Genomic DNA, 22,315 nt, shown 5'->3' with positions numbered 1-22,315 from the left:
ACTGCGCGGCGCCCCAGCACCGCTCCCCTTGACGGGCACAATGGCGAAGCCGCCCGTTAGGGACGGTCGAAAGGGGCCCACCTGGGCCCCACCGGGCCCCCGCTGGGCCCCCGCTGGGCCCCCGCTGGGCCCCCGCTGTGCGATTCTGCGGAGCTTGCGGAGCCCGCACAGTAGGGGATACTCCCTCCTCGGCCGTGCGAGAGCGGCACGGTCCCCCGCTCGGCGAAAATGGCGAAGCCCGCCGAGTAGGGGCGTTCCTAGCTCAGTGCCCCGCGCCGCAACGGCGCTTCGCGCATCGGGCGCGGGGCACACGCGAGTGCGCCGCTCGCTACGGACGGACCCACCAAACGCGCCCTAGGACCGGCGATCCCGGCGGGGTAGGACAGGGGACAAGGCGCGGATACGGATACCACCCCTGGGACCGCCGCCCGCGGTCCGGGCGGGTCGCCGATCGCGGCGCCGGTCTCCTCGCTGGGGGAAGGAAAGCTGATGCGTGCGTTATGGCCCTGGCTGCGCGTACTGCTGGGCGTGGCCGTGCTGGTGCTGCTGGCGCGGACGCTGGGCGCCGAACCCTTCCTGCGCGGGATTGCGATGATCGACGCGCCCGCGCTGCTTGCCGCGCTGGGTATCGGCGCGGCGACCACGGTCGCCACGTCGCTGCGCTGGGTGGTGGTTGCGCGGGGGCTCGGGTTGCGGTTGGGGCCGGTGCGCGCGGTCGCCGACTATTACCGCGCGCTGCTGTTGAACGCGGTCCTGCCTGCGGGTGTGCTCGGTGACGTGCACCGCGCGTTCGTACACGGCCGCCGCGCCGCCTGCGAGCCCGGCGGCGCGGCGGGACGCGCCGTGCGCGCGGTGGTGCTGGAGCGCGCCGCCGGACAGGTTGTGCTGATCGTGGTCGCCACCGCGGTGCTGGCCACGCGGCCGGGGCTGGTGGGCGCCGCGGACCGGGTGCTGCCGTCGGGCGCGGCGGCGGCCGTTGCAGGAGCCGTGGTCGTGGCGGCGGGTGGCGCGGTGGCCGCCTGGCTGCTGCGGTCCCGGCGTACCCGCCACTGGCGCCAACGGATGGCGGCCTGGGCGGGCGAAGCCCGGACGGCGCTGCTGGGACGCGACCGGTGGCCGGCCGTGGCGGGGCTGTCGGTGGCGGCGTTGGCCGGGCACCTGACGCTGTTCGTCGTCGCCGCTCGGGTGGCGGGCGCCGCAGCGCCGACGCTCGAACTGATTCCCCCTCTGCTGCTCGCGCTGCTGGCGATGGGGCTGCCGCTGGGCGTGGGCGGTTGGGGTCCGCGCGAGTCGGCGGCTGCGGTCGGGTTCGCCGCCGCGGGTCTGGGCGCGGAGTTGGGGCTGCGCGCGGCGGTGGTCTACGGCGTGTTGGCACTGGTCGCGAGCCTGCCCGGTGCGGCGCTGCTGCTGCCCAGCGGCCGTGTCGCGAGCGGCCACCGTGCGGCTGAGCGCGCAGTTCAGTCAGGGGCGGGCGGCCTGTCGGGCCCTGCCAAACCCTGCCAACGAAGACGGCCCTGACCGCCGATGCCGCCCTGCCGCCGTCACCGCTCTGCCGGCGGGCCACGACTCGCACACAGGCCGCCATTCACCACAGATGACCCGCCGCCCCCCGGGGCCCCACCCCCACCCCCACCCCCACCCCCACCCCAAGGCAATGGTTAATAAGGTCGCGATGGTCCGGCCGATGGTGGCTCCGGCTCAGCTGCTAGAGGCGGCGGATACGGGCCGACCATGCGACCTGGTCGACGGATTCGCCCGGTTTGCGGTTGAAGTACGCGGCCTCGCTTTCGCCGGTGACGACGCAGCGGTAACGGCTCGCCCGCAGTTCCTCCAGTTCCCAGCCGGCGCCGAACGCTTCGCGGATGGCGGTGTCGCTGATACGCGGACCGATTCCGGGTTCGGCATCGGAGAGGGCGAGCACGTGCACCAGGCCGCCGGGGCGGCAGGCCGCGTGCAGGGAGGCGACGTAGTCGGTGCGATTGGTGCCCTCGAAGACGTGGAAGAGGGCGCTGTCGATCACGGTGTCGTAGCTGCGGCCCTGGTCGGCCAGGGAGAGGGCATCAGCCACCTCGAACTCGACCTCTACCCCGTTGTCGGCGGCGTTGGCGCGGGCCAGGTTGACGGCACGCTCGGAGAAGTCGATGCCTCGTACGTTGTAGCCGAGCCGCGCGAGGAAGATGGCGTGCTCGCCCGTTCCGCAGCCGGGGTCGAGTACAGCGCCGCTGATCCACCCGTCGCGCTCCAGCGCCATGATCTCGGGTTGGGGCTCACCGATCACCCAGGGTGCGGCATTGTTCGCATAAGCGGTATCGAAAACAGATTCGGGAATCAAGGTCATGCACCGACTCTGCCAGGTAAAGCATGGTTGAGGTCAATCCGATTTCCGGCCGCTGGAGCCGGTGGCGGAACCCGCTGGCGGAATCGGTGGCAGAGTCGGCCGCGGAGTCGCTTCCAGGGCCGGGAAGAGTCCGTGCCGCAGTGCGCGGTGCGGCCCTGACCGGGGCGGTCTCGGGGGTTGGTAACGGTCCAGGTGGTCGGGGTGGTGGCGGTGCCCGGTGTTCGCGCCGCGCAGGAGTGCGGGGGTCAGGGGAGTTCGGCGCCGGAGCGGGGCACCCCCGCACCGGCGGCGATGTCGCGCAGGGCTTGGACATGGCGTTCAAACGCCTCGCGCCCCGCAGGGGTCAACGACAGGTAGGTGCGCGGCCGCCGCCCGACAAACACCTTGCGGACCTGGACGTACCCGGCGTTCTCCAGGGTGGATATCTGCTTGGAAAGAGCGGAGTCGCTGACTTCTACCGTGTCGCGGACGAACTTGAAATCGGCCTGGTCCGCCGCCGCCAGCGCCGCGGCGATCGAGAAACGCACCGGAGCGTGGATCGTGTCGTCGAGCTGGGAGCGGGGATGGTTCATGCGCGGGGCTCCTGGAATGCGGCGCGGGCGTAGAGCGCGGCGATCAGCGGCGGCAGGGCACACAGCAGCGCACCGGCAACCCACCACCACAGCATGTTGGGGAAGAGCGTTGTACCCACGAGCATCGTGACGGTGTGCAGCGCACCCCACGAGATGATCATCGCCACGTGCAACCTGCCATAGCGATGCGGCGATACGGGCTGGCGGTAAGCATAGACGGACAGCGCGCAAACGGCCGCGAGGATGATCGGCATGCCGATCGCCACGGTGACGATGGAGGGCGCAAACCCGAGCGCAAGAGGAAAGGAGAGGGCGATCCCCGCGAAGGCGAACGCGTAGCGGTGGTACCACCCGCTGCGGCTGCGCACGCGCGAGGTGATGTCCTGTGCGGTTACCAGTGCTTCGAGGGCTTCTTCGCGCTGTATGGAATCCATGGGACCTCCACATCGGATTGAGCGGCCTTGAATCCATGGTGGCAAGCACTTTCCATATTTGCAAGTATTTTCCACCGCGAATTTCGCCGCGCGCGCCCCGGACGCGCAACCAGCAGGCAGCAAGCACCAGCCGGCGACCGGGGACTCCGACCGCCGGGAAACACCAGGAGCGGTGCACGCGCCGCCCTGCGGCCCGCCGCACACGCCGGTCCATGGCGGCGCAGCCCGGACCCGGCCGGCGGGCCCGCCACCGCCGTCTGCCGACCACTGACCGGGCGGAGACACGCTGTGCGGCCGGAGCGGGCGGACACCGACGCCGCAAGCCCCGGAGCCACACATCCGGCGCCACAGGCAACACTGAACGGCCGCAATCCACTGCAGTCCGCTGCGGCCGACCGCAATCGACCGAACTCAGCAGCAACCAGCAACTCAGGCGCATGAGCCGCATGAGCTGCATCGGCACTACCAGCCGCGATTCGGCGCGATCCGCCGCGGACGGCTGCACAACCGCAGCGGTAGGCGAGCCGCAATACCGCGGTAATGGCCGGCCCCGGACCGAGGGGGTCCGGGGCCGGCCACGAGACCGGAGCGCGGCACGCCCTCCCCTCATCGGCGGCCGGCGCCGGCCCGTCCAAGTGCCTTGCTGCCGTTGTCTCCGGCCGGTGCGGGACCGCAGCATTGGGCAAGGTGGCGGTATGGCGTTGCGGCAGCCAGTTCATATTCATATGGGCTGATGTGTCAAGCCCCCACTGCTTTCGTTCCGGCCACGGCCGCGCATCACCGCGCTCGGCCCGGCGGGCGCGGCCGACCGCGTCCGACAGGTAGGGAAAGCACCCGCGGATACTCCAGCGGCCCCGCCTGGGGAAACTTCCCGCGAGTCCGGACGAGACCGGACGAACTTGACAATGCGCCCTCAGTTCGCGAATGCTCACGGGTCACGCGAGGCCGCGGAACGGCCCGCTTCCCGTTTCCCCCTCGGAGGTCTCCCCGTGTACGACATGCTGTTCGTCCTAACGGGCGCAGCCATCAGCCTGGTGACCAGCGTTGTTGTCACCTGGGTGCAGTCGCGCAACGCCCGCAGGACCGAGCTGCGCATCGCCGCACGCGATTCGACGCGCCAGTTGACCGGCCTGTTCATCGCCGAACGCGAAGGCGCGGCCGAGACCGGCGGCACCGAGCCCACCCCCGCTCTTGCCGAGGCCGAGATGATGTCGGTGGCCATCGCCGACCGCCGCACGCGCGAGCGCATGCGCGCGATCATCCGGCTGCTGCGCGAACTCCCGCTGCAAGAACTGCAGGAACTCAGCGGCGCCAGGCCCGCGGTAGTGCGTCCCCTGCTGTGCGACCACGCCCTGGAGGTACTGGGCGCACACTTCCGCAACGAGCGCCTGCCCGCAGTGCCGCAGAGCGTGCAGAAGATGCTCGACGTCGAGGACGAGGCGCTGAGCATCCACGCCGGAGGCTCCCCGCGCAACGTCGCCTCCGCGATCAAGACCACACCGGCCACCGGAGGAGCCGCGGACACGGCAAAGGGTTCCGGCTCTGCGGCGGGGGCGGCTCCCGCGGCCTCGGGCTCGGGCGCCGCGGCCAAGCAGGCGCCGGCATCAACCAAGACCGGCGGCGAGGACGCCCCGGCTCCCCGCGGGCGCATCCGCCGCAAGCAGGCATCCGACGAGGAGTCCGCCAAACCGGCGGCGCGCCGTTCCAAGACCGGCAAGGGCGGCGGAAAGGATTCCGAGCCCGACGAGCCGCACAGCGCGTTCTGGAACGACGAGGCTTAGTGTTCGCCTGCCCCCGCCGGGCCTGCACCTCCACAGCGCCGCGAGGAACTTGGCGCTCCGATCATTGGACGGTCCATGCGTCCTCTGCGTCATGGAAGCACCCGATGAGAACACCGGCCCTGGTTCGTGTCGCCGCGGAGCGCCGGGGCACCGTCGGCCCGGCGGGCCGGAAAACCGCATGCGCTTTCCGGGAGGCGGCCGATACCCTCCGGGCATGTACTTCCACCAGATCTACGGCTAGCTGCCGGCGCGCCCGGCGCGAAGCACCCGCCCCGGCAGGGGCGCGGTGCCGCTGGGTTCTGCCCGCAGCCCCTTTCCGCAGCTCATGAATCCGGAGAAGTACCCGTGCACCGTCGTGCCCATATCGCCATGGTCGGCAGCGCCGCCATCAGCCACACCCTGCCCAGCCTCGAACTCATCCGCGAGCTCGTGCGGCGCGGACACCGCGTCACCTACGCCAACGACCCCTCGCTGGGCCACATCATCGCCGACACCGGCGCCGAACCGGTCCCCTACACCACCACCTTCCCCACCGGCGGCCAAGAGTGGACCGACGACCCGATCGAGGGCATGGAGATGTTCCTCGACGAGGCCGTCAACAACCTGCCCGCCATCCGCGCCGCCTACGAGAACGACCGCCCCGACCTGTTCCTGTACGACATCGGCGGCTACGCGGCCCGCGTCCTGGGCATCAACTGGGACATCCCGGCCGTGCAGCTCTCACCCTCGATGGTGGCCTGGGCCGGCTACCGCGACAGCATCATGCCGTGGCTGCGCTCGCTGCCGGGCGCCGACCGGCACTTCGAAAAGTTCGACGCCTGGCTGGCCGAGAACGGGGTGCACGAGCTCGACAACCTCGCCTTCTCCGGACAGCCCAGCCGGTGCCTGGCGCTGATCCCGCGCGAGATGCAGCCCGAACCCGACACCGTCGCCGACACGGTCACGTTCGTCGGCCCCTGCCTGGGCGAGCGCGCCGACCAGGGCTCCTGGACCCGGCCCGCCGATGCCGAGAACGTGCTGCTGATCTCGCTGGGCTCGGCCTATACCAACCAGCCCGACTTCTACCGCCGGTGCCTGGAGGCCTTCGGCGGCCTGGCGGGCTGGCATGTGGTCCTGCAGATCGGCAAATACACCGACCCCGCCGACCTGGGGAGCATCCCGGACAACGTCGAAGTCCACTCCTGGGTGCCGCAACTGAACATCCTGCACCAGGCCGACGCGTTCCTCACCCACGCCGGGATGGGCGGCGCCGCCGAAGGCCTGTACACCGGCACACCGATGATCGCGGTGCCCCAGGCCGTCGACCAGTTCGACAACGCGGACCGCCTGCAGGCACTGGGCGTGGCCCGCCGCATCGACACCGCCGACGCCACCGCCCAAACCCTGCGGTCGGCCCTGCTCGAACTGACCACCGCCCCCGAAACCGCCCACCGCCTCACGGAAATCAGCACCCGCCTCCAGGCAAGCGGTACCCCTTACGCCGCCGACCTGGTCGAGGCCGAACTCCCGCAGCCCCCCGCAACCGCCTAACCCGGCTTAGTGTCCTGATGGCCGGCGGGCCACCCGGCCCGCCGCACCGACCGAGCGGAAACGCCCGGTTTCCAGAGCCGGGACCCGGATTTCCGCACGGTCACCGCCATGGGCGGCGAGCACGGTCTGCAGCCCGCGAACGGCGTAGAGGGCGGTCCCGGCGCAGGCAGGTGCGCCGGGGCCGCCCAACTCGGGGTCGGAATCTGGCAGGTTACATATTCGGGTTTCGGTAAGAACCCATCCCGTTCGTGCGGGGGTACGGGTGCGGGCCGGTCAGGCCAGCGTCAGGTTCCACTGCTGCAGGATCGGGTTGACTTCCTGGTAGTAGGTGGTGCCGCCCCACGAGCAGTTGCCGGACCCGCCGGAGGTGACGCCCTGGGCCTGGCTGCCGCTGATGAACGAGCCGCCGGAGTCGCCGGGCTCGGCGCACACGCTGGTGCGGGTGAGGCCGTAGACGGTGCCCTCGGCGTAGCGCACGGTCTGGTTGCGGGCCTCGATGGTGCCGCAGTGCCAGCCGGTGGTCGACCCGGAGCGGCAGACCGACGAGCCGATGGAGGCCTGGCTCGATCCGCTGACCGAGACCGTGCCGCCGGAGTAGTCGTTCACCCGCGCGGTCGGGGTCCAGTTGCTGGTGGCCCGCACATAGCTCATGTCGCTGCCGGGGAACTGCGAGCCCGCGAAGGTCCCGCTGCCGCCGTTGGCCCCGGACGCCGAAGCACCGCGGTTGCCGCAGTGGCCGGCGCTGACGAATCCGCTGGTGACCGCGAAGCCGACCGAGCACCGCGCGGAGTTGTTGATGTAGTAGGCGTTGCCGCCGACGATGTTGGCGAAGGTCTTCGGCTGCTCGGCACTTTCCTTGACCTTCACCGCGCCCTTGGGGACTCCGGCCTCGGCGACCAGTTCCTTGCCTGCCGCGGTCGCGCCCTTGGCGACGGTCATGACCACGGTGTCGGCTTCGATGTCGGCGTACCAGCCGGTCACGTCGGAGCCGGCCGCGGACTCGCTGTCGTTGAGGTCGGCGACCACGTCGTTGAGGGCCGGCTGGCCGTAGGTGACCACCTCGGCCTCCGCTCCGGCGGCCTTGACGGTCTTGACCGCGGCCCGGTCGGTGACCGAGACGGTGAGATCGCCGGCTTCGGTGTCGAAGACGGCACCGCCGAAATCCGAGCCGAGTTCGGAACGGAGCTGGTCCTCCAGGGAACGAGCCTGTCTTTCCTGCTTGAGCAGCTGACCGGCCTCGGCGGAGGACACCCCGAGGTCGCGCTGCATTGCCGTCATCTGTCCGGGCGCCGCCGTCGGAGCGGGTTCTGCCGCCGCGGCGGTGGTTGCGGCGGCGATCAGTCCTGCGGACAGGACGACTCCGCCGAGTGCCATGAATCGGGGGGATTTTCGCACGTGCCTTACTCCTTGAGCGGGGGTGGAAAAGGACAGCTATGCCCGGTGCCGGACCGGGCACCAATCCCCGGCGGTACGGGCCTTGTGGGCCCTCCCACCGCATTCACCGGCGCTTTCGGTGAACGAGATGCAACCATAAGTGAACTTCACGGCAAGCAACAGACCCGGTACCCAGCGGAACCTGGCGCGGGATCCAGCCCCGGGACCGGCCGCGCGATAGCCCACCCGGGCGAACCGGGCGCTGTGACATCGGATTTCACCGACGCGAATCACCTACCGGCTCGCTCGTGAACGCCTTCCCAAGCGCTGACGTTGGCCGGATCCGGCCATTTTTCTGAACCTTGATCAGACAGAAGCGCGCCATGAGTCTGATACGCGAGACGATCGGGCACCTAATGGCCCATCGTTGCTGACAGCAGCGACCCTTCGGCCACGCGGCGGGCACCCGCGGCCCGAACGTCGTGTATTGACCGGCGCGGCCGTTCGTTCACCTGGTCACCTGCTGGCCACCGGGCTCGCGCAGGCGGGAGCGGCCGCGCGGTTACCCATCCGTATGCATCCGTGCGCCCATCCGGGAAAGGAGTACCTGTGACGGACTACCGATCCTGAGGGGGACCGTCATGGAGATCACGGGAATCTTCACCGCCATCATCATCGGCCTGATCATCGGCGTACTGGCGCGCGTCATCCTGCCCGGTAAGCAGAACATCCCCGTATGGCTGACCCTGGTCGTCGGTATCGCGGCGGCGCTGATCGGCACGGCCATCGCCGGCTTCGGCGGCTACGCCGACACTCCCGGTGTCGACTGGTGGGAGCTGATCACCCAGGTGGTACTGGCGGTCGTCGGTGTCGGCCTGGTTTCGGCGCTGCGTACGCGCGACCACTCCTGACCGCAGGCCCGCAACCGGCGAGCCGACCGGTGGCGGGGGTCGGCGGAGCAGCGGTGGCCGGTACCGACAGCGGCGGCGACGCGGTGCCGCCGCGCTCTGCCGGCATGCCCCTCGGAAGAACGGGACGCGCTGTCGCATCCGAAGCGAACGGAATTCGACTCGGCGGGCGGGGGTGCGTGGCGGTCAGCCGCCGCGGGTGAGCCGGCACAGCGCGGCACCCGGCATGCATTCCCCGCTGCTGAAGGGGCGGCGTTTGGGCATGCCCGGGAGGGGCCGTTGCGGGCCGCCGGATCGCACGTTCTGCCGTGCCCGCCTCCTCTGCCGTTCCGGCTCGCAGCCCGCATGCCCGGCTCTCAACGAAGGCGGATCCCGTCGACAATGACCGCCACGACCGTGTGCGCCCGCGTGTCCCACTCCGTTTCGGGTATGCGCGACAACGCGCCCAAGAGCCGGATGACGTCGGAGGCATCGACCTCTTGACGCACCTGGCCGGCCTCCTTGCCCCGATCGAGCAACGTCCCGACCGCTTCGTCGAGGCGGTGGTGCTGGTCCGTGTAGACGTCATGCCACGCGGCCGCCTCGATCGCCGCCATGACACCGCGCTTCACCCGCGCGTACTCCACCAGCCGCTGCAGCCAGCAGGTCAGCGCCTGCAGCGGGGGGTGCTCCGCCAGCAGCGGTGGCACGGCGTCGACAAGCAGGCCCAGCTCGTACCGGTACACCTCGGCCATCAAGTGCTCGCGGGTCGGGAAGTGCCGGTAGAGGGTGCCTTGGCCCACACCCGCCGACTTGGCGACTCCGTGCAGCTTCAGGTCGGCGGAGGTGCCGTTGGACTTGCTCAGCTCGGCCCGCGCGGCCTCGACGATTCGCTCCCGGTTGGCGGCTGCGTCCGAGCGGAGTTCACGACTTGCCACGGCACTCCCTCCCTTTCCCCACACCGCAACCGGATCGCCCGGTCGTCCGGTGCGGTGGAGGCGGCAACCGGATAGCTGTCAGTTTAGGTCAGGCGCGTCCCGCCGGCCGGGTACCGCCCGGACTCACCTCGCGGCCGTGGTCACCTGCACGGAGCCGGTGCCCTCCATCACCTGCCACGACCCCGCCAGCACCTGCGCCAGCGGTGCGAACTCCCGCTCGGCCGGGGTGGTGATCTCCTCGGCCGTGTCCAGCGCCGCGAACACGCACCACCCCTTGCCCACAACGCTGCACGCCCACGGCGCAAGCTCTTCCGGCAGTTCGGGCGGCTGTTCGGGGGCGATCTCCAGGGCGATGCCGCGCCGGTCCGCTTCGCGCTGCATGACGCGGGCGGCGTGCTCAGCCACGGTCAGGCTCATGGGGGACGTCTCCTGTTCGGGGGGTCGGGGCCGGGTGGCCGGGAGGCGGAGCCGATCGGCCCGGGTGACGCCGGCCATGACGCGACAGTATCGGCGATGGGGCGCCACCCGGCGGACAGGGCCGCCGCCTGCCCGCCCCCGCCGCTCGATCCCGCGGCGGCTCCGGAACCGGCCGGGCGACGGAGGCGCGGACCGGGCGAGCGTCCCGGCCGAAAGCCGCGCATAACCTGCCCGCGCGCGGCCACCGGTCGGTTCCGGCCCTGCACCCTGCTTTGCGGCCGAGCGAAGGCCTACCGGTTTTTCGGTATTCCGGTGCTGCACTTTCGCATCCGGTCCTTCCTGCACGCCTCCTGGTGCCGCCGCAGCGGGCATATTGCTCTCTTGCCCCGCTTGCACTGCAGCATTGCCTTTCGCCGACCACTGATGCCGGATCAACGGTAGCCCTTCTGCCACTTGCCGGCACCGAACGGCCGCAATGAGCGGCCGGGACCGGGGGCGCAAAGAATCCACCGCTCTCGACCGCGGCAGCGTCGGCCTATGTTTCGGTCAGGTTTAAGTCGGGCGAGGATCTGGCATAAATCCTTATCTCGATTCCGACATTGAGCGACAAAAGTTCGCAAACCTCCCCTGCGTACCTGCGGTCGATCTCGTAAGATTCGTCCTACATTGCTGCGGCCGCCCCTCTCGGTCCGCCGCAGTCGGACCCGCTTCCGCTCCCCTCGCATTCCCCCGGCTTTCGGTTCCAGCGGGTCCTGTTCAGCGTGCCCGGTTCCGGGGTGCGCCTGCCCTCTTCATGAAGAGATTCCGCATGCCCGACGACGCCCGCGGCGCCGGCTCCGGTGCCGCCGACTCCGACCGGCCGGAGGACTCCGGCTCCCCTGAACCGGCTGCCGCAGACACCGGCACCGAATCCCAGCACGCGGACGGGAGCGGAAGAACCGGCGGGGCCGCTGAAGCCGGCGCGGCCGAACCGCCAGGGCCGGCCGAGACTCCCGAGCGAGCCGAACCGGCCGAACCCGCCCAGCCCACCACGTCGGCCGATGGTTCCGGTCCCCCCGGCGAACAGAGCGAGACCGCCGCAACCTCCCAGGCGAAGCGCCGCGCCACCAGCCGTCGCCGCAAGCTGGCCCGCCTGGCCGGCTGGACCGCGGCCGCCGTCGTGGTCGTCCTGGTCGCGGCCGCCGGAACCGCCTACGGCTACTACCGGTCGCTGCAGAGCAACATCGTCCGCCACGACCTCAGCACCGCCCTCAACGAAGAGGACCGGCCGGAGAAGATCGGCGACGACGTCAACATCCTGTTCATCGGCTCGGACGGACGCGAGGGCGGCAACGCGGCCTACGGCGGGCGCCACTTCGTCGGCGAGCGCTCCGACGCGCTCATGCTCGCCCACATCTCCCCGGACGGCCGCGCCACTGTGGTCAACTTCCCGCGCGACTCCCTGGTGCAGATCCCCGAATGCGAGCCCTACGGCGAGACGGATGGGACGCCCGCCTACCACGGCATGATCAATGCCGCGCTGTTCCACGGCGGCCCTCCGTGCGTCGTCAAAACCATCGAGTCGCTCACCAATGTCCGCATCGACCACTTCGCGCACCTGAGCTTCGTCGGGTTCCGGGAGATGATCGACTCCATCGGCGGGGTGCAGATGTGCATCCCGGAACCCATGCAGGACGAGCGCGCCCAGCTGGATCTGGAGGCCGGGCGCCAGCGGTTGGACGGTGAGGAGGCGCTGTCCTTTGTCCGGGCCCGCTACGAGATCGGCAACGGCAGCGACATCGGGCGTATCTCCCGCCAGCAGATGTTCCTGGGCGCGCTCGCCGACGAGGTCGTCGGCACCGAACTGCTCACCAAGCCGAGCGAGGCCACCGGCATGCTCCGGGCCGTGACCGAGCACGCGGGTACCGACGAAGCCTTCGACCTGCCGACGATGGTCTCGATCGGCTCAACCCTCTCCGGGACCGACCTCTCCGACATCGCCTTTTACACCGTCCCCTGGCAGCAGGCCCCGTTGGACCCCAACCGGGTGGTCTGGGACGAGGACGCGGCGGCGCGCCTGTTCTCCGCCATCCGCCACGACCGGCCGGTGGACGAACGGAACCTGGTCACCGGTGCTGAGGACGACGGTGGTGAAGACGGCGCAGACACGGGCACCGGCGACAGCGGTAGCGGCGCCCCGGACCCGTCCTCGGCACCGGCCGATCCCGAGCAGAGCGGGGAACCGGCCGCCGACGGCGAAAGCACCGCGCAGTCCGGCACGGCACCCATCGAGGGCCGCGATGCGACCTCCAATCCCTGTGCCAACGGCTTGGGCAAGGGCACGCAGGAGGACGGGGAGGGTTCCGTTCCCGAATTGTGACCCAGCCGCTCCGGCGCAACACCCGAACGCGACAACCCCGCCAAATCCGGCGCTTTCCACCGCTCCGCCGCAGCCCCGTGCCGCGGCGGAGCGGTCGGCCGAGCCCCCCACCGGCGGCTTTGCCAGGAAATCTTGGCGTTTATGCGAACCAACCCCCCTGGTTCGCGCGTCAGATTTATCGGGTACCACCGTTCCCGCACCGCACAGTGGCCGACACGCCCCGCCGCCCAGTCCCGGTGGCACTCCTCCCAGCCACACCCGGGATCGTGCCCGCAAACCGACGACCTGGAGGACCCCCGAAGTGACATCCCGCTCTCCGCTCCGGCTCAAGGCCACGCTGGGTGCCGCAGCCGCCTCCCTCTTGATGGCGGCGTCGGCCTGCAGCACCAGCGAAGGAGATCTCGCCAACGAGGAACCCACCGTCGCCCAGGCCGAGGTGACCATCACCCCTGAGGACGGCGGCTCCAAGGTCCGCCCCGACTCCCCCATCGTCGTGAGCGCGGACAAGGGCAAGATCACCGACGTGCAGGTCAAGCAGTCGCTCCCCGAGGACAAGACCGACGACGGCCTGACCGGCACCTACAACGACGACAAGACCGAGTGGTCCAGCGACTCGACCATGCACCCCGGTAGCGACGTCACCGTCACCGCCGTGGCCGAGAACAGCGAGGGCAAGAGCACCGAGGTCATCAGCGAGTTCTCCACAGCCCCGCCGGTCGAGGGCAAGCGGCTGGAGATCGAGAGCGTCAACATCGAGCCCGACAGCACCGTGGGCGTCGGGATGCCGGTGGTCGTCGACTTCGACATGCCCGTGAAGAACAAGGCCCAGGTCGAAGCCGCCATGGAGGTCACCTCCGAGAAACCCGCCAAGGGCGCTTGGAACTGGATGACCGACAAGCAGGCCGTGTTCCGCACCATGGAGTACTGGGAGCCCAACCAGCAGGTCACGGTCGACCTGAACCTGGCCGGCGTCGCGGCCTCCGACGGTGTCTGGGGCATCGAGAACCGCAGCATCGACTTCGAGATCGGCCGCTCCCAGATCACCACGATCGACGAGGACTCCCACCAGATGGTCGTCGAACGCGACGGCGAACAGGTCAAGGAGTTCCCGGTCAGCTTGGGCAACGCCAGCCAGCGGAAGTACACCACGACGTCGGGCACCCACCTGACCATGGCCTTCCACCAGGACTACCGGATGAGCAACGACACGATGGGCGTCTCCAAGGACGACCCCAGCTACTACGAGGAGTTCGTGGCCTACGCGGTCCGCATCTCCAACTCCGGCGAGTTCCTGCACACCGCCGACTGGAACTACCAGCTCGGCGAGGCCAACACCAGCCACGGCTGCATCAACATGAGCACCGGCGACTCCCGCTGGTTCTACGAGAACAGCCTGCGCGGCGACCCTGTCGACATCACCGGCACCGACCGCCCGCTGGAGGTCGACAACGGCTACGGCTACTGGCAGCGCGACGCCGATGAGTGGATCGACAAGAGCGCGACCGGCGAAGCCGACGACACCAGCGAGGCCGGCACGCCGGGATCGCCGCTCCACGAGGCATAACCGCAGATAACCGCCCCCGCATCGGGGGAGCAGGAAACGGCAGCGCAAGAAGAAGGGCCCGTTCCCACCGATCGGAATCGGCGGGAACGGGCCCTTCTTCGCGGGTGCCAACGGCGGTGGCGCAGCGGGGCGGTGCGGCGCAGCCGGGTCGCGGCGGCCGGCGGCCCGGTTGCTTCCCCGGCGTTTCCCCGAGCCCCCTCCGACTCGGGGAGCCGCCCGAAACGGGCCGCCCGGTCCGCCGCTACCCTGCCGCTGCGCATCCGGGCACCGCTGCGTGCCTTCTGCGCCGCCGGCGGCCGCCCGCAGCAGTCGGCGGACGATCCGGCGTTCCCCCGCGGGCGTCCCCAAGGCCCCCGCCATCACGGGGACACCGCGGCAGCGGGAACCACCGGATCGTCCGCGTTACCACTGCGGAACGGCCCCGCGCACAACGCTGCGGAGCCGGGCGGCTCCGCAGCGCCCCCGCGCTGCGGTGGTACGCAGCGCGGACGCAAAGGTGGCTCCGGGCGGCGACCGGGACGGCGGTGCGTCCTGGGAACCCCCACAGTTCCCAGGGCGCCGCCTGTGCCCGGGCCCCGGCCGCCCGGAGCCGGCGTGTACCCCGGCCCGGACGGAAGGGCCGGGGTACACGGTCAAGCGGCTCCGATCAACGATCAGAGCGCGGGGGTGCCGATGCCGTCGACGACGTCCAGGACACCGGTCGCACCGGCACCGCTGGCAGCGGCGTCGGTGACGTCGCCCACCACGGAGCCGGTGTCCACCTGGCCGGCGGTCTCGTTCACCGAGGGGGCGCCGACCGCGTCGGTCGCCTGCTCGGCGCCGGGAACGGCGGACTCGACCGCGTCAGCGTCGACGCCGTCGAGGGAGGCCTTGGCCTCGGGCACCTGGGCGGCGGGCTTGGACAGCTGCTCGTTGGCGAGAGCGGCCGCGTCCGCGCCGTCGGCCTCGGCGGAGGTCGCCGCCGAACCGTCGGCGTCGCCGGAGACCTCTGCCGACGGGCCGTCGACGGAGCCGTCGGTGTTGGCGGAGGCATCAGCCGACGGGCCCTCGACAATGTCGGCGGGGGCCGGCGCGGGCAGCTCGTTGCTCAGCGGCAGCGAACCGGTGCCGCCGCTGGGGATGGGCACCACGGAGGTCGCGCCGCCGAGCAGGTCGGTCACCGCGCCCGTGGGCAGCCCCCCGGTGGGCAGGCCCTGGCCGGGCAGCACGTCGTTCGCCGGCAGGGTCGAAGCGGCGCCGCCGGCGTCGGCCGGCAGGGTCGATGCGACATCGTCGGGCGCCGCCTGCGGAACCACACCGCTGTTCAGCGGCAGGGTCTCGGTGATACCGCCGGGAACCGCGGAGGTCGCGCCGCCGAGCAGGTCGGTCACCGCGCCCGTGGGCAGCCCTCCGGTGGGCAGGCCCTGGTTGGGCACGACGCCGTTCGGCGCCGCCTGCGGAACCGCGCCGTGGCGCAGGCCGACCGTGTTCCGGACCCCGTTCAGCGTGCCCTGGAGCCCGTTGAGCTGCCCCTGGGTCTGCGGCCCCAGGTGCGACATGTCGCCGCCCGGGGTGACCATGTTGACGGTGCTCGGCGCAGGCTGGATCTGGCTCAGGTCGGCCTCGGTCAGCTTGCCGACCAGCGACGTCGCGCCGCCGCCCAGCCCGGCCGGCAGGCCGGCCGTCACGGGGGTCGACTGCGGCAGGGAGTCGGTCGCGTTCAGCGCGCCGAGGTCGTCGGCTCCGGCCGCACCCGCGCTGAGGGCGGCGATGCCTGCGGCACTGGCCGCCACGAAAACGGCCTTGGCGGACTGGCGAGCGAACTGGAACATGGAGCGTCCTTCCGGATCTTCGAATGCTTCGGAGTATCGGTTGTTCAGGGATGGACTCGAATGCGGTCCGTTATCCGCGGTCACGCCCTGGCCGGGGGCGCCGACCGCGGGATTCAAGATGACTTCGGGGACTTCTCCCCGGCCTTCCGCGTCCGTGCGTGGCGGGTTCGGACGGTGGATGCCGGGACCAACCTGAGGATCTGGCGGACCTCGGGCTGACGTGAACCTCGTGCCGGAGCGAGCGGGGTCGCTTATCCGTGCACGGGCACGGGGCTCACGTCAGCCCCCAGAGGGCGGATGCCGCTGACCGCTGGGGTCGGGCGCCAGGCCGGATGGGGTGTGCGCGACGCCGCGCCGCAGAGTGCGGTCGGGCAGGCGGTCGCGTCCCGGGTGGGCGGCCCTAGTCGGGGCAGACGGTCGGCTGCTCGCTCAGGTCCTTGGGGACCTCGGCGAGGGCCTTGCGGGCGCTCTGCAGGCTGCCCGCGGCCGGGGCGGCCGAAGCCGCCGCGGGGAGGTATCCGGCACACATGCCGGAGCCGGATCCGGACGTGTTCACGGCCGAGCCGACGGAGGCCGCATCGGGGCGGTCGATGCCGTCGGGCTGCGGTTCCGCGGCGTGCTGGTCACCGGAGGCCGCGGAACCGTCAGTGCCGGAGAAACCGGTGTAGTCGGCGGTTGCTGCCGAGCCGGTCTGTGCGGACGAGCGCCCGCCGGGGTCGGCGGCCGTCTTGGCGCCCGCGATGCTGGAACCCGCCGTGCGCGCCGCACCGGCAGTATTTGCGTTGGCGCCGGCGTCGGCACCGGGGTCCGTGCCGCCCTGCAGGGCGGCGTCGAGGTCGGGCAGCGTGGCGACGCCGTCGATGGCGACCGGCCCGAACCCGGGCAGGTGCCGGGTGCCGTCGGCTGCCATGCCGTTGGACACGGCTCCCGCGGCGCCGGGCGCTCCAGGTGCCGCGACGTGGATGGGCATCGTGCGGCCCGCTTCGCGGCCGACCTCGCCGATGGCGGCGACCGCATCGCCGAGCGGGTCGGCGGCCGAACCGCCGCCGTCCTGCGTTGCGTTCGGTGCGGTGGCGGAGCGGTCCGCGCGGTGCTGGACCGTGCCGGTGGGCGTTTCGCCGCCGGACCCGGCCGCGGACTCGGTAGCGGAGCCGACCGGATCGGGCGCCGCTTCGCCGGCACCGTGCTGGACAGCGGCATCGGTTGCGCCGCCGCCGTTTGCGGCGGTGCCGCTCGTATTGGATGTGCCCGCACCGCCCAGGTCGGCTGCGCCGCCCGTGCCGTTCAGGTCGGCTGCCGCAGCCGCCGGCTCCGGGGCAACATCGGCTGCATCGGTGGTTTCGGCCGTGTCGGCGGCGGGTGTTCCGGCGGCGTCCTGTTGGGCTGCCGCGGTCTCCGCTAGTCCGGCAACGGGCTGGGCTTCGTCCGCCGCCGCGCAGGCGGCTCCGGCGAACCAGGCGCCCGAAACCAGGCCGACGACAACCAGCCACCGGCGCGCCGAAGGCCACACACCCGAGGGGCGCCGTGCATTGCGCACACCCGCGGCGGCGACGCGTTCGCGTCCCGAGCGGTGTGTGCGCGGCATGTCGGTTCCCTTCCAACAGCGGGATGCAGGTCAGCGAGGCTAACAGACGGACACCCGGATGGTCTGCGGGGTGCGGCAAGCCGATTCGCCGTACCACCGGATATTGGGGCGGGCGGTTGGCCGACCGGGAGCTTCCGCAAATACGGACACAATGCCCCGCGCCGATCTGCTCGCCCGAAACCCGAACTCGATCCGTTAGAACGCGACCGTAGCATGATCACTACTGGAAGCAACCGCCGAACCCGGAATTAACTCTGCGGCCATCCGCAATACCCAATACACACGGTTGGCACCCCGCGCGCTTCCCGCCCCGCCTTGCCCCCGAATCCCAATCCCCGTCCGGTTTGTGATGGCAGACGAATTATCACGCCGGGTGCACGGTGCGTGCCGTATCCTCTCTGGGACCGGGCTTCCGCTCCTTGCAATGGCCGCGGGCGCCGATCGGTCACCACCGGTCGCGGTGACGGGAAACCCCCTTCCCCGTTTCGCGAACCCGGCCACGACGATCGCCCTCCGCGATAACGTATGCACTCGGAGGTGTGCATCCGAATGCCTGACTTCCCGGAACGTTCGCTGCTCCCCAAGATGCGCCTTGACGAGCTCATCTCCGAACTCCACGTGCGCCTGGAGTCCGCGCTGTCCACCCGCGACCGTGTGCACTCGCTGCTTGAAGCGGTCGTGTCCATCGGCAGCGACCTCGACCTCGCCACGGTGCTGCGCCGGCTGACCGAGGCCGCCGCGACCCTGGTCGACGCGCGTTACGCGGGCCTGGGCGTGTTGGACGAAGAGGGACGCTTCGCCGAGTTCATCCCTGTCGGACTCAGCTCCGAGCAGGCCGAGAACATGCGGTCGTTCCCCTTCGGCAACGGCATCCTCGGCGCCCCCACCCGCGACCGGACGGCCCTGCGGCTGCGCGACCTCGCCGAGCACCCCGACTTCCAGGGGTTCCCCGAGGGCCACCCGCAGATGCACTCGTTCCTCGGCGTGCCCATCCAGGTGCGCGAGGAGGTCTTCGGCAACCTCTACCTCACCGAGAAACGCGGCGGCGGGGAGTTCGACGAAGAGGACGAGGCGGTCGTGACCGCGCTGGCCACCGCCGCCGGCGTGGCCATCGAGAACGCGCGGCTGTACGAGGAGACCCGGCTGCGCGAACGCTGGCTGGCCGCGTCCACCGAGGTCACCACGCGACTGCTCTCCGGCGCCGACAGCGGCGAGGTGCTCGGCTACCTCGCCCAGCAGTCGCGCGAGATGTCCGACGCCGACGTCGCGGTCGTGCTGCTGCCCGAGCCGCGCGAACGCGACCTCATCGCCGAGATCGCCGACGGCCCGGTCGCAGAGCAGATCATGGGCAGCCCGGTCACCATGTCCGACACCAAGTGCGGCTGGGTGTACCGCAACGGCGAGCCCGCCACCATCCCCGACCTGCGCCAGGCCAACTGCCCGATGCTCACCCACCGCGGTTTCGGACCCGGTCTGCTCGTGCCGATCGGTACCCCCGAGCACACGCGCGGAGTGCTGCTGCTGGGCAAGATGAGCCCGCGCTCCCCGTTCAACCAGGCCACACGGCGGATGATCGACGCGTTCTCCGCGCAGGCCGCGGTCGCGCTGGAGCTCGCCGAGGCCCGCCGCGACGCCGAGCGGCTGGTGGTGCTGGAGGAACGCGACCGCATCGCCAAGGACCTGCACGACGTGGTGATCCAGCGGCTGTTCGCCTCGGCGATGACACTGATGAGCACGGTGCGGCTGATCGGCGACGCCGAGGCCGGCGGCCGGGTCCAGCGCACCATCGACGACCTCGACGAAACCATCCGCGAGATCCGCTCCACGGTCTTCGCCCTGCAGTTGCCCTCGCAGCCGCAGCAGGCGTCGCTGCGCGACCGCGTCCTCACCGCGGCCGAGAGCGCGGCCCGGTCGCTGGGCTGCCAGCCCGGTGTGCGGCTGGACGGCTCCATCGACACCTCGGTACCCGATGAGGTCGCCGAGCAGCTGCTGGCCGTGCTGGGCGAGGCGCTGTCCAACGTCGCCCGGCATGCCGACGCCACCGAGGTCCACGTCTCGGTGCAGGCCGACGACCACCTCACCCTGCACGTCGACGACAACGGCCGCGGCATCTCCGGGAACGGCCGCCGCAGCGGCCTGCGCAACCTGGCCGAACGCGCGTCGTCACTCGGCGGCGAGTTCAGCGTGGAGCCGGCCGCCACCGGCGGCACGGCGCTGCGCTGGAGCGTGCCGCTGCAGAGCCGGCGCGAAGGCGGCGCGCGCGTTCCCGCCTGAGCCGCCCGGGGCCGCCGTCCGCCCTACCGGCCTACCGGTCTTGTCCGCCTGCCGGGCCTACCGGTCGCGCAGGTTTCAGCGGCGCCTGCCGCGCATCTCGGCGACAAGGATCGCCGCCTGCGTGCGGCGCTTCATGTCCAGCTTGGACAGCAGGCTGGACACGTAGTTCTTGACGGTTTTCTCGGCCAGGTAGAGCTGCTCGCCGATCTGCCGGTTGGTCATGCCCTCGCCGATGAGGTCGAGAATCTGCCGCTCCTGCGGGCTCAGCTCGGCCAGCGGGTCGGGATCGGGCGGGCCCTCGCGCAGGCGGTCGAGCATCCGCCCGGCGCTTGCGGGGTCGAGCAGCGAACCGCCCGCGGCGACGGTGCGTACCGCGCCCACCAGGTCGGCTCCGTGGATCTGCTTGAGCACGTAGCCCGCCGCACCGGCCATCACCGCGTCGTAGAGCGCTTCGTCGTCGGCAAAAGAGGTCAGCATCAGACAGGCGATATCGGGCCGGTCGGAGCGGATCTCGCGGCACACGCTCACGCCCGAGCCGCCGGGCAGCCGGACGTCGAGCACCGCCACATCGGGCGAGGCGAGCGGTATGCGGGCGAGCGCCTGCTCGGCGGTGCCGGCCTCGCCGACCACCCGCATATCGGGTTCGCCCTCAAGCATCGCGGCCACGCCGCGCCGGACGACCTCGTGGTCATCGACCAGGAAAACGCGGATGGACCCGGGTCCGGGCCCGGGCTCCGCACCCGGCTCGCCTTCCTTCGACATCGGCGCCTCGTTTCGCTCGCGATACCTGCCCGCATACGACGTTAGCTGCCCGCGGGGGCACAAGCATCGCCGAAAGCCACGAATCGCGCGGGCCGAAGGTCCCGAGACCGCCCGGGATGCCGCGGGCGGCGGGCGGCGGGCCGCTGGAACGCGCGCCGCCCGCCGCAGGTCAGGGGCGCGCGTGCGCCCACGGCCGGGCGGCCTCGAAAGCGCTGGAGGCCGCCATGACCAGCGGGTCGCCGTGGCGCGGGCCGACGATCTGCAGGCCCACCGGCAGCCCGTCGTCGGTGAAGCCGCACGGCACGCTGGCGGCGGGCTGCTGGGTCATGTTGAACGGGTAGCAGAAGCCCGACCAGCTCGTCCAGCGCCGCTCGCCGGAACCGGGCGGGACCTCCAGCCCGGCGTCGAACGCGGGGATGGGCATGGTCGGGGTGAGCAGCAGGTCGTAGTCCTGGTGGAAACGCCCCATCGCCTCGCCCATCGCCATGCGGGTGGCCATCGCGGTCAGGTAGTCCTGCGCCGAGTAGGTCAGCCCTTCCTCGATGATCTCGCGCAGCCCGGGGTCGAGCAGCTCGCGCTGAGTGCCGGTGAGCTTGTCGGTCGCCTTGGCCGCGCCGGTGTACCAGAGGATCTGGAAGTGCTCCAGCGACTCCGGGATCGGCGGGTCGGTCTGCTCGACCACTGCGCCCAGGTCCTCGAACACCGCGGCCGCTCCGGCGACGATACGCGCCACCTCGGGGTCGACGGACAGGTGGCCCAGGGCCGGGCTGTAGGCGATGCGCAGCCCGCGCATCGGGGTGGCCGGCGACTCGGCAAAGGAGACCGCGGGCGCGGGCAGCCGGGCCCAGTCGCGGTAATCGGGGCCGGAGATGACGTCGAGCATCAGCGCGGCGTCGGCGACCGTGCGGGTCATCGGGCCGGAGTGGGCGAGGCTGCCGAATGCGCTGGCCGGGTAGTGCGGAACCAGCCCCCAGGTGGGCTTGATCGCGAAGATCCCGGAGAAACTCGCGGGGATGCGCACCGACCCGCCGCCGTCGGTGCCGGTGGCCAGCGGGCCCATGCCCGCGGCGACCGCGGCCGCCGCGCCGCCGCTGGAGCCGCCGGGGGTCTTCGCGAGGTCCCACGGGTTGCGGGTGATGCCGGTGAGCGGGCTGTCGGTGACACCCTTCCAGGCGATCTCGGGTGTGGTGGTCTTGCCCACGAAGACCGCACCGTCCTCGCGCAGCCGCGCCACCACCGGGGAGTCCTCGGACCAGGTCTGGTTCTGGTCGGTGGTCACCGAGCCGCGCAGGGTGGGCCAGCCGCGGGTGAACATGATGTCCTTGATCGAGGCGGGCACGCCGTCGAGGCGGCCCATTGGCTCGCCGCGCCGCCAGCGGTCCTCGGACGCGCGCGCGGCGGTGCGTGCCTCGTCCGGTTTGACCAGGCAGAAGGCGTTGAGCGCCGGGTTTTCGCGCTCGATGCGCTCCAGCACGGCGTCGGTGGCCTCGACCGGAGACAGCTCACCGCGGCCGTAGGCGTCCAGCAACTCGGTGGCCGACAGCCGGTCCGGGGAGTCGGCGGAGCCGGTCCCGCTCCGGGGCGGGATACCCTCGTCCCGCGCCGCGTCAGCGTCCGCGTTGGCCGGCCCCTCGAACTTGGTACTCAATCTTGCGTCCTTCCTGATGCGTTGGCGCGTGGTGGACCGAG

Annotated in this window: 17 protein-coding genes; 7 read left to right on the top strand and 10 right to left on the bottom strand. The window is 71.3% G+C overall.

From position 1 onward, the window contains the following. The first annotated feature begins 489 nt into the window (after window positions 1–489). Window positions 490–1,518: a lysylphosphatidylglycerol synthase domain-containing protein gene (locus tag ACYVD5_RS08235; RefSeq protein ID WP_461000333.1), complete on the top strand. Its 1,029-nt coding sequence runs from the start codon at window positions 490–492 to the stop codon at window positions 1,516–1,518. A gap of 187 nt (window positions 1,519–1,705) precedes the next feature. Here ACYVD5_RS08235 and ACYVD5_RS08230 read toward each other — a convergent pair whose 3' ends face one another. The 3 genes from ACYVD5_RS08230 to ACYVD5_RS08220 form a co-directional block, all read right to left on the bottom strand. Then, window positions 1,706–2,338: a class I SAM-dependent methyltransferase gene (locus tag ACYVD5_RS08230; RefSeq protein WP_461000332.1), complete on the bottom strand. Its 633-nt coding sequence runs from the start codon at window positions 2,336–2,338 to the stop codon at window positions 1,706–1,708. 245 nt (window positions 2,339–2,583) lie between these two features. Next, on the bottom strand, window positions 2,584–2,910 hold the full coding sequence (locus ACYVD5_RS08225; RefSeq protein ID WP_461000331.1) for a winged helix-turn-helix domain-containing protein: 327 nt from the start codon (window positions 2,908–2,910) through the stop codon (window positions 2,584–2,586). Then, window positions 2,907–3,344 carry a hypothetical protein gene (locus ACYVD5_RS08220; RefSeq protein ID WP_461000330.1) on the bottom strand — a complete coding sequence of 146 codons (438 nt, stop codon included), beginning with the start codon at window positions 3,342–3,344 and terminating at the stop codon, window positions 2,907–2,909. Before ACYVD5_RS08220 ends, ACYVD5_RS08225 begins: the two co-directional genes overlap by 4 nt. 998 nt (window positions 3,345–4,342) lie before the next feature. Here ACYVD5_RS08220 and ACYVD5_RS08215 point away from each other — a divergent pair. Together ACYVD5_RS08215 and ACYVD5_RS08210 are read left to right on the top strand one after the other, a co-directional pair. After that, on the top strand, window positions 4,343–5,125 hold the full coding sequence (locus ACYVD5_RS08215; protein ID WP_461000350.1) for a hypothetical protein: 783 nt from the start codon (window positions 4,343–4,345) through the stop codon (window positions 5,123–5,125). 369 nt (window positions 5,126–5,494) lie between these two features. Next, the gene (locus tag ACYVD5_RS08210) at window positions 5,495–6,655 is read left to right on the top strand and encodes a macrolide family glycosyltransferase (RefSeq protein ID WP_461000349.1); all 1,161 of its coding nucleotides are present in this window, start codon (window positions 5,495–5,497) and stop codon (window positions 6,653–6,655) included. A 273-nt stretch (window positions 6,656–6,928) separates the two neighbouring features. On the opposite strand, the gene ACYVD5_RS08205 is transcribed toward ACYVD5_RS08210, so the two are convergent. Continuing rightward, window positions 6,929–8,050: a S1 family peptidase gene (locus tag ACYVD5_RS08205; RefSeq protein WP_461000329.1), complete on the bottom strand. Its 1,122-nt coding sequence runs from the start codon at window positions 8,048–8,050 to the stop codon at window positions 6,929–6,931. Between the two features lie 620 nt (window positions 8,051–8,670). On the opposite strand from ACYVD5_RS08205, the gene ACYVD5_RS08200 reads away from it, so the two are divergent. Further along, on the top strand, window positions 8,671–8,940 hold the full coding sequence (locus tag ACYVD5_RS08200) for a GlsB/YeaQ/YmgE family stress response membrane protein (RefSeq protein WP_461000328.1): 270 nt from the start codon (window positions 8,671–8,673) through the stop codon (window positions 8,938–8,940). Between the two features lie 353 nt (window positions 8,941–9,293). On the opposite strand, the gene ACYVD5_RS08195 is transcribed toward ACYVD5_RS08200, so the two are convergent. After that, complete coding sequence (locus ACYVD5_RS08195) at window positions 9,294–9,854, bottom strand: TetR/AcrR family transcriptional regulator (RefSeq protein ID WP_461000327.1); 561 nt, start codon at window positions 9,852–9,854, stop codon at window positions 9,294–9,296. A 123-nt stretch (window positions 9,855–9,977) separates the two neighbouring features. After that, a complete protein-coding gene (locus ACYVD5_RS08190; RefSeq protein ID WP_461000326.1) occupies window positions 9,978–10,271 on the bottom strand; it encodes a hypothetical protein in 294 nt (97 codons plus the stop codon). A gap of 808 nt (window positions 10,272–11,079) precedes the next feature. Here ACYVD5_RS08190 and ACYVD5_RS08185 point away from each other — a divergent pair. Together ACYVD5_RS08185 and ACYVD5_RS08180 are read left to right on the top strand one after the other, a co-directional pair. Further along, on the top strand, window positions 11,080–12,630 hold the full coding sequence (locus ACYVD5_RS08185; protein WP_461000325.1) for an LCP family protein: 1,551 nt from the start codon (window positions 11,080–11,082) through the stop codon (window positions 12,628–12,630). A 301-nt stretch (window positions 12,631–12,931) separates the two neighbouring features. Beyond that, window positions 12,932–14,194, top strand: a complete 1,263-nt coding sequence (locus ACYVD5_RS08180) for a L,D-transpeptidase (protein ID WP_461000324.1) — start codon at window positions 12,932–12,934, stop codon at window positions 14,192–14,194. A 653-nt stretch (window positions 14,195–14,847) separates the two neighbouring features. Here the strand turns inward: ACYVD5_RS08180 and ACYVD5_RS08175 are convergent. Both ACYVD5_RS08175 and ACYVD5_RS08170 read right to left on the bottom strand, forming a co-directional pair. Continuing rightward, entirely contained in the window at window positions 14,848–16,005 is a 1,158-nt protein-coding gene (locus tag ACYVD5_RS08175) for a hypothetical protein (protein WP_461000323.1), read from the bottom strand. 400 nt (window positions 16,006–16,405) lie between these two features. Further along, window positions 16,406–17,590: a hypothetical protein gene (locus tag ACYVD5_RS08170; RefSeq protein WP_461000322.1), complete on the bottom strand. Its 1,185-nt coding sequence runs from the start codon at window positions 17,588–17,590 to the stop codon at window positions 16,406–16,408. A gap of 549 nt (window positions 17,591–18,139) precedes the next feature. Here ACYVD5_RS08170 and ACYVD5_RS08165 point away from each other — a divergent pair. After that, the gene (locus tag ACYVD5_RS08165; RefSeq protein WP_461000321.1) at window positions 18,140–19,864 is read left to right on the top strand and encodes a sensor histidine kinase; all 1,725 of its coding nucleotides are present in this window, start codon (window positions 18,140–18,142) and stop codon (window positions 19,862–19,864) included. Window positions 19,865–19,939: 75 nt separating this feature from the next. Here the strand turns inward: ACYVD5_RS08165 and ACYVD5_RS08160 are convergent, their stop codons facing one another. After that, window positions 19,940–20,626, bottom strand: a complete 687-nt coding sequence (locus ACYVD5_RS08160) for a response regulator (RefSeq protein ID WP_461000320.1) — start codon at window positions 20,624–20,626, stop codon at window positions 19,940–19,942. Between the two features lie 169 nt (window positions 20,627–20,795). Continuing rightward, the gene (locus ACYVD5_RS08155) at window positions 20,796–22,274 is read right to left on the bottom strand and encodes an amidase (RefSeq protein ID WP_461000319.1); all 1,479 of its coding nucleotides are present in this window, start codon (window positions 22,272–22,274) and stop codon (window positions 20,796–20,798) included. Between the last annotated feature and the right edge of the window lie 41 nt (window positions 22,275–22,315).

The sequence above is a fragment of the Streptomonospora sediminis genome, assembly GCF_054778995.1.
Note: the sequence above shows the minus strand (reverse complement) of the source record. Positions and strands in the feature narration are given on the sequence as shown.

What these genes read in the sequence shown, in the direction of transcription:
- ACYVD5_RS08235 (WP_461000333.1), top strand. Translation starts at nt 490, where the DNA reads ATGCGTGCGTTATGGCCCTGGCTGCGCGTACTGCTGGGCGTGGCCGTG.
- ACYVD5_RS08230 (WP_461000332.1), bottom strand. Translation starts at nt 2,338, where the DNA reads ATGACCTTGATTCCCGAATCTGTTTTCGATACCGCTTATGCGAACAAT.
- ACYVD5_RS08225 (WP_461000331.1), bottom strand. Translation starts at nt 2,910, where the DNA reads ATGAACCATCCCCGCTCCCAGCTCGACGACACGATCCACGCTCCGGTG.
- ACYVD5_RS08220 (WP_461000330.1), bottom strand. Translation starts at nt 3,344, where the DNA reads ATGGATTCCATACAGCGCGAAGAAGCCCTCGAAGCACTGGTAACCGCA.
- ACYVD5_RS08215 (WP_461000350.1), top strand. Translation starts at nt 4,343, where the DNA reads ATGCTGTTCGTCCTAACGGGCGCAGCCATCAGCCTGGTGACCAGCGTT.
- ACYVD5_RS08210 (WP_461000349.1), top strand. Translation starts at nt 5,495, where the DNA reads ATGGTCGGCAGCGCCGCCATCAGCCACACCCTGCCCAGCCTCGAACTC.
- ACYVD5_RS08200 (WP_461000328.1), top strand. Translation starts at nt 8,671, where the DNA reads ATGGAGATCACGGGAATCTTCACCGCCATCATCATCGGCCTGATCATC.
- ACYVD5_RS08190 (WP_461000326.1), bottom strand. Translation starts at nt 10,271, where the DNA reads ATGAGCCTGACCGTGGCTGAGCACGCCGCCCGCGTCATGCAGCGCGAA.
- ACYVD5_RS08185 (WP_461000325.1), top strand. Translation starts at nt 11,080, where the DNA reads ATGCCCGACGACGCCCGCGGCGCCGGCTCCGGTGCCGCCGACTCCGAC.
- ACYVD5_RS08175 (WP_461000323.1), bottom strand. Translation starts at nt 16,005, where the DNA reads ATGTTCCAGTTCGCTCGCCAGTCCGCCAAGGCCGTTTTCGTGGCGGCC.
- ACYVD5_RS08170 (WP_461000322.1), bottom strand. Translation starts at nt 17,590, where the DNA reads ATGCCGCGCACACACCGCTCGGGACGCGAACGCGTCGCCGCCGCGGGT.
- ACYVD5_RS08165 (WP_461000321.1), top strand. Translation starts at nt 18,140, where the DNA reads ATGCCTGACTTCCCGGAACGTTCGCTGCTCCCCAAGATGCGCCTTGAC.
- ACYVD5_RS08160 (WP_461000320.1), bottom strand. Translation starts at nt 20,626, where the DNA reads ATGTCGAAGGAAGGCGAGCCGGGTGCGGAGCCCGGGCCCGGACCCGGG.